The organism is Diaphorobacter ruginosibacter, assembly GCF_040396215.1.
In the GTDB taxonomy this organism is placed as follows: domain Bacteria; phylum Pseudomonadota; class Gammaproteobacteria; order Burkholderiales; family Burkholderiaceae_C; genus Diaphorobacter_A; species Diaphorobacter_A ruginosibacter_A.
The window spans coordinates 24,185-30,450 of the sequence record NZ_JBEBOW010000028.1 but is presented as its reverse complement, the minus strand read 5'-3'; the positions used below and the strand labels follow the sequence as shown (position 1 = coordinate 30,450).

General features: G+C 66.1%; 8 protein-coding genes. 7 read left to right on the top strand and 1 reads right to left on the bottom strand.

Features of this window, described 5'->3' with window-relative positions:
• The 3 genes from prs to pth form a co-directional block, all read left to right on the top strand.
• Positions 1–310, top strand: a 310-nt coding sequence (gene prs / locus ABWP92_RS05760; RefSeq protein ID WP_353234408.1) for a ribose-phosphate diphosphokinase, incomplete at its 5' end; no start/stop codon positions are given.
• A 164-nt stretch (positions 311–474) separates the two neighbouring features.
• The gene (locus ABWP92_RS05755; RefSeq protein WP_353234407.1) at positions 475–1,110 is read left to right on the top strand and encodes a 50S ribosomal protein L25/general stress protein Ctc; all 636 of its coding nucleotides are present in this window, start codon (positions 475–477) and stop codon (positions 1,108–1,110) included.
• A 213-nt stretch (positions 1,111–1,323) separates the two neighbouring features.
• The gene (gene pth, locus ABWP92_RS05750) at positions 1,324–1,956 is read left to right on the top strand and encodes an aminoacyl-tRNA hydrolase (RefSeq protein ID WP_353234406.1); all 633 of its coding nucleotides are present in this window, start codon (positions 1,324–1,326) and stop codon (positions 1,954–1,956) included.
• A gap of 37 nt (positions 1,957–1,993) precedes the next feature.
• Here the strand turns inward: pth and ABWP92_RS05745 are convergent, their stop codons facing one another.
• The gene (locus tag ABWP92_RS05745; RefSeq protein ID WP_353234405.1) at positions 1,994–2,320 is read right to left on the bottom strand and encodes a YfhL family 4Fe-4S dicluster ferredoxin; all 327 of its coding nucleotides are present in this window, start codon (positions 2,318–2,320) and stop codon (positions 1,994–1,996) included.
• 99 nt (positions 2,321–2,419) lie between these two features.
• Here ABWP92_RS05745 and ABWP92_RS05740 point away from each other — a divergent pair, with 99 nt between their 5' ends.
• The 4 genes from ABWP92_RS05740 to ABWP92_RS05725 are packed head-to-tail and all read left to right on the top strand — an operon-like array spanning position 2,420 to position 6,195.
• Complete coding sequence (locus tag ABWP92_RS05740; RefSeq protein WP_353234404.1) at positions 2,420–3,382, top strand: ABC transporter permease; 963 nt, start codon at positions 2,420–2,422, stop codon at positions 3,380–3,382.
• The gene (locus ABWP92_RS05735) at positions 3,379–4,269 is read left to right on the top strand and encodes an ABC transporter permease (RefSeq protein ID WP_353234403.1); all 891 of its coding nucleotides are present in this window, start codon (positions 3,379–3,381) and stop codon (positions 4,267–4,269) included. The genes ABWP92_RS05740 and ABWP92_RS05735 overlap by 4 nt, the downstream gene beginning before the upstream one ends.
• 10 nt (positions 4,270–4,279) lie before the next feature.
• Positions 4,280–5,317 carry an ABC transporter ATP-binding protein gene (locus ABWP92_RS05730; protein ID WP_353234402.1) on the top strand — a complete coding sequence of 346 codons (1,038 nt, stop codon included), beginning with the start codon at positions 4,280–4,282 and terminating at the stop codon, positions 5,315–5,317.
• Entirely contained in the window at positions 5,314–6,195 is an 882-nt protein-coding gene (locus ABWP92_RS05725) for an ATP-binding cassette domain-containing protein (RefSeq protein WP_353234401.1), read from the top strand. Before ABWP92_RS05730 ends, ABWP92_RS05725 begins: the two co-directional genes overlap by 4 nt.
• Positions 6,196–6,266: the final 71 nt, after the last annotated feature.

Genomic DNA, 6,266 nt, shown 5'->3' with positions numbered 1-6,266 from the left:
GGACGACATGATCGACACCGCCGGCACGCTGGTGAAGGCTGCCGAAGTGCTCAAGGAGCGTGGCGCGAAGAACGTCTACGCCTATTGCACGCACCCGATCTTCTCCGGTCCGGCCATCGAGCGCATCTCGCAGGGCTCGGCGCTCGACGAAGTCGTCGTGACCAACACCATTCCCCTGAGCGACAGCGCCAAGGAATGCGGCAAGATCCGCCAGCTCTCCGTGGCTCCGCTGATCGCCGAAACCATCCAGCGCATCAACACGGGCGAATCCGTGATGAGCCTGTTCGCGGAGCAGAACAACAATTTCTGATACCCGTATCCGTGGCCGCAAGGCACGGAACGTGCATCGAAAAGACCAGCAAGCCTCCTTCGGGAGGCTTGTGTGCTGTCCGGAAACGGACGATCGAGCGGACCGGCAACGGTCCTTTGTAAACGGATCAGGCTGGTCGCGGCCGATCCATCCAGGAGTTGATTATGAAATTCGTCGCTTTTGAGCGCGCAAAGCAAGGTACGGGTGCGAGCCGCCGTCTGCGTATTTCGGGCCGCACGCCCGGTATCGTCTATGGTGGCGCAGGTGAGCCCCAGCTGATCGAACTCGATCACAACAACCTGTGGCACGCCCTGAAAAAGGAAGCCTTCCACGCCTCCGTGCTGGACATGGAAGTGGACGGCAAGGAAGCCAAGGTTCTGCTGCGTGACGTGCAATACCACCCGTTCAAGCAACTGGTGCTGCACGTGGACTTCCAGCGCGTGGACGCCAAGACCAAGCTGCACATGAAGGTGCCGGTCCACTACAAGGGCGCTGAAGAGTCTCCCGCCGTCAAGGTGGACAAGTGCCTGGTGACCGTGCTGGTTAACGAACTCGAAGTGGCCTGCATGCCGTCGGACCTGCCCGAGTTCATCGAAATCGACCTGAGCGGCCTGACGAAGGGCGCTCCCCTGCACCTGAATGACGTGAAGCTGCCCAAGGGCGTTTCCGCAGTGGTTCGCGGCGGCAAGAGCAACCCTGCCCTGGTCTCCATCGCAGCGCCTGCCGGTGGCGAGGCCGAAGCAGCTCCCGCCGAAGGCGAAGCCGCACCCGCTGACGACAAGAAGGCAGCAAAGAAGTAATTTCCGCTGTTCACGACGATCGGCGGCTGCCGCAGCCTCCGATCTCACAAGAGAGCCCACTTCGGTGGGCTTTTTCGTTGCTCCACCCCGGAACAGCCCCCGGCACGCGGCCGCAAACGTGTTTTTTACAGCCCGCGCCGCAGCACGAGCCCGCTCGGGGCGAAAGCTGCAACATCGTGCGCCGCGCTACCCGTTGGCCGGATAATCCCCATCATGATCAAACTGTTTGTCGGCCTGGGCAACCCCGGCCCCGAATATGAAGCCACGCGGCACAACGCCGGTTTCTGGTGGATTGACGAGCTTGCCCGGGAGCTCAAGGTGCCGCTCATGCCCGAGCGCAGCTATTTCGGCCTGATGGCCCGGGCGAACGTCGGCGGCAACACCGTCTGGCTGCTGGAGCCGCAGACTTTCATGAACGCTTCCGGCAAATCGGTCGGCGCCCTCGCCCGCTTCTTCAAGATCGCGCCGCAGGAGATTCTTGTCGCGCACGATGAGCTCGACATCCCGCCCGGGCAGGTCAAGCTCAAGCGTGGCGGGAGCCATGCGGGACACAACGGCCTGCGCGACATCCATGCCCAACTGGGCTCGGCGGACTACTGGCGGCTGCGCATCGGCATAGGCCATCCGGGCGTGAAATCCGAAGTGGTGAACTGGGTGCTGAAAAAACCCTCGCCAGACCAGCGCAAGCTCATCGACGACAGCATCTTCCACTCGCTCAAATCCTGGCCGACGATGGTCGAGGGCGACATGGAGAAAGCGACGATGCAGGTACACACCAGCAAGCCCCCCCGTTCCAAGCCGCCAAGGCCCGCTAGCGCCGACGCGCAGCCATCCAGGACCCCATAACAGCCCGCACCTGGGCCACGCATCGCTGCGACACGCCTCAGGCCGAAGTGCTTTCCTTTTGCAGGCGCAGATATTTCTGCATCAGCGTTTCGCGGCTCTCGACATGATCGGGATGGGTGGGAATGCAGGCCACGGGGCAGATCGCCACGCATTGGGGCTCGTCGAAATGCCCGACGCACTCCGTGCATTTGTCGGGCCGGATGTCATAGTGCTCCTCGCCCATGAAGATCGCGTTGTTGGGGCACTCGGGCTCGCAGACATCGCAGTTGATGCACTCGTCGGTAATCATCAAAGCCATGGCGCGGCCCTCCTCGGGATCGTCGAAGCGGATCCGTTCAGGAAAAGAATCGGGAGGCGAAGGCACATGGGCATGGCTCGATTATCCAACGCCAGCGCCATTTATACGAGCCGGCGCCGCAAGGCCGGAAGCGGGTTGCGGTTTTTGCCGCTATGCTCGCAATCCATGGCTATCTTCTTCATCAAGCGCCTGCTGACCCTGCTGGCGACGCTGCTGGCAGCGTCCGCCGTGGTGTTCGTGGTGCTGGAGATCCTGCCCGGCAATGCGGCGCAGGTCCTGCTGGGCCCGGACGCATCGCCCGAAGCGGTGGCGGAGCTGGCCCGCCAGCTTGGCCTGGACCAGCCCGCCACCACGCGCTACATGCACTGGATCGGCGGCCTGCTCACCGGCGATATGGGCGTGAGCCACGCCTACGGCTCCCCGGTGAGCGAACTGATCTTCGAGCGCCTTGCGCTCACCATCCCACTGGCCGTGATGGCCATGCTGCTCACGACGCTGATCGCGCTGGCCGCGGGCATCTATGCCGCGTCGCGCCACGGCCGATGGGGGGATGTGAGCGTCATGGGCCTGGCGCAGATCGGCATTGCGGTCCCCAACTTCTGGTTCGCGATTCTGCTGATCCTCGTGTTCTCGGTGAAGCTGCAATGGTTTTCCGCGGGCGGCTTTCCGGGCTGGAGCGAGGATCAGGGCGGCGGCCTGCTTCCCGCGCTGCGGGCCCTCTTGCTGCCAGCCATTTCGCTGGCGGTGGTGCAGGCGGCCATCCTCGCGCGCATCACGCGCTCGGCGGTGCTCGACGTGTCACGCGAAGACTTCGTTCGCACCGCCCGCGCCAAGGGCCTTTCGCAGGGCGCGGCCTTGTGGCGGCATGTGCTGCGCAACGCCATGATTCCCGTCGTGACCGTGATGGGGCTGCAATTCGCGAACCTGCTGGCGGGCACCATCGTCGTGGAGAACGTGTTCTACCTGCCCGGACTCGGGCGCCTGATCTTCCAGTCGATCGCCAACCGCGACCTGATCGTGGTGCGCAACTGCGTGTTGCTGCTCGCCGCCATGGTGGTCATCGTGAACTTCGTGGTGGACGTGCTCTACGCCGTCATCGATCCACGCATAAAGGCAGGCGAGCTTTGAACGGCGCCGCCCACAGCACCGCTCTTGTAGAGCGACGGCCCAGCGCCACGGACTCCGGATTCTGGCCGCGTGCCCGGCGCAACCGCAGTTTCGTGCTGGGCGGGCTGCTCACGTTGCTGCTGCTGTGCATGGCGGGGCTTTCGTTCGTCTGGACCCCCTACTCTGCCTACGCAGTGGACATGGGTTCCGCCATGCAGCCGGTCAGCGCATCCCATTGGCTGGGAACGGACGCCTATGGCCGCGACGTGCTCACATTGCTGCTCGTGGGCGCGCGCAGCTCGATCATGGTGGGCGTCATCGCGGTCGGAATCGGATTGCTCGCAGGCGCCGCGCTGGGCCTGCTGGCCGCCGCGCGCCGCAGCTGGGTCGAAGAACTGGTAATGCGGATCGCCGACTTCACGTTCGCCTTCCCCGCGCTGCTGCTGGCCATCATGCTCACGGCTGTCTATGGCGCGGGCATCCGCAATGCCATCATCGCGATCGGCATCTTCTACATCCCGACGTTCGCCCGCGTCACGCGCGCCTCGGCCAGCCAGGTCTGGACGCGCGACTACATACAGGCCGCGCGCGCCTGCGCGAAAGGCAGCCTGCGCATCACGCTCGAACACGTGCTGCCCAACATCCTGCCCGTCCTCATCGTCCAGGCGACCATCCAGTTCGCGCTTGCGATCCTGGCAGAGGCCGCGCTGTCCTACCTGGGCCTGGGCACGCAGGCGCCAGAGCCGTCGTGGGGCCGCATGCTGGCCGAAGCGCAGACGCTGATGTTCCAGGCGCCGCTGCTTTCCGTATGGCCGGGCCTGGCGATCGCGCTCGCGGTGCTGGGGCTCAACCTGCTGGGCGATGGCCTGCGCGACCTGCTCGACCCGCGGCTCGCGCGCAAACGCTGAGGACGCGCCGATGGAACCACGGCAAAGCTCGCCCGCGTCGCCCCTGCTCGAAGTGTCCGGCCTCGGTATCGAGCTGGACACGCACCGTGGCCCCGCGCGGGCCGTTCGCGACGTGGGCTTCAGCCTCGCGCAAGGTGAGACGCTCGGGCTCATCGGCGAATCCGGCAGCGGCAAATCCCTGACCGCCATGGCATTGATGGGCCTGCTGCCGCAAGGCGCGCGCACGCAGGGCAGCGTGCGCCTTGCGGGTCAGGAACTGCTCACACTCTCCGATGCGCAGATGTGCAGGATACGCGGCCAGCGCATCGGCATGATCTTCCAGGAGCCGATGACCGCGCTGAATCCGGTCCACACCATCGGCGCTCAGGTGGCAGAACCGCTGCGGCTGCACAAAGGCCTGTCGGCGCGCCATGCCCGGGAGGCGGCGCTGGAGCTGCTCCATCGCGTGGGCATCCCGCAGCCCGCGCAGCGCATCGACGCCTATCCGCACCAGTTCTCCGGAGGACAGCGCCAGCGCATCACCATCGCCATGGCGCTCGCCTGCCAGCCCGACCTGCTGATCGCCGACGAGCCCACCACGGCGCTGGACGTCACCGTGCAGCAGCAGATCCTGGATCTGATCGCGGACCTCGTCGATGAGCGCGGCATGTCCCTGATCCTGATCTCGCATGACCTCGGCGTGATCTCGCAGAACGTGGACCGCATGCTCGTGATGTATGGCGGCATGGTCGTCGAAAGCGGCAGCACCGAGCAAGTGTTCCAGCACATGGCCCACCCCTACACGCGCGGCCTGCTGGCGGCCCGTCCCCACATGGCCTCGGCAGGCGGCGCGCACAAAGCCCGGCTGAGCACGATCGCCGGCACGGTGCCGGAGCTGGCCGATCTTCCCGAGGGCTGCCCATTTGCCGGACGCTGCGGCTTCACAGCGGATCCATGCTGGAGCGAGCGCCCCGCCGCGCGCGAGCCGCAAGCCGGCCACCGCGTCCGGTGCCTGCGCGAAGAAGCCATGGCCGCCGCGCCGCCGGGCCTGGCAGGAGCGCAGGCATGAACGAACCCGTCGCAGCGCAGCCGTTGCTCCGCGTCACCGATCTGACGCGCACCTACGAGCTTGCCCGCACCCGCCTGTTCGGGCCGCGCGAACAGGTCCATGCCCTGCGCGGCGTGAGCCTGTCGGTCAACGCGGGCCAGAGCGTCGGCATCGTGGGCGAATCGGGCTCCGGCAAATCCACGCTGGCGCGCATCGTGATGGCGCTGGATGCGCCGACATCCGGCTCGGTGCTGTTCGGCGGGCAAGACCTTCATGCGCTCAAGCCCGGCCCGTTGCGCGCCGCGCGCCGCGATTTCCAGATGGTTTTCCAGGACCCCTACGGCTCGCTCGACCCGCGCCAGACCATCGAGCGCATCGTCGGCGAGCCGCTACAGGCCCTGCACGACGCCACGCGCGATCAGCAACGCCTGCGCGTGCTCGAAGTACTCGCGCAGGTGGGCTTGCGCGACAGCGACGCGCACAAGTATCCGCACGAATTCTCGGGCGGCCAGCGCCAGCGCATCGCCATCGCGCGCGCGCTGATCACGCGCCCGCGCCTGATCGTGGCCGACGAGCCCGTCAGCGCGCTCGACGTGTCCGTGCAGGCGCAGGTGCTCAATCTTCTTCAGGACCTGCAAAGACAGCACGGACTGTCGTACCTGCTGATCAGCCATGACCTCGCGGTGGTCAGCCATCTGTGCGACGAGGTCGCGGTGATGCACCAAGGCAGCATCGTCGAGCGCGGCGCGCCCGCGGAACTCTTCACCAACGCACGGCACCCATACACACAGGCGCTGGTCGGCGCCGTCCCGCGGATATCCCCCGGCGGCGCGCGTGCGCGCCGCGCAGGGCGCAGGATGCAGAAAACTCCCATGGCCGGCGCCGGAACGCTCGAATAGACTTGCGCTGCCGCGCCTCTTGCGCACAAGAGCGGCGCTCTGTAGTAAAACACGCGATGAAGCCCAGGCGG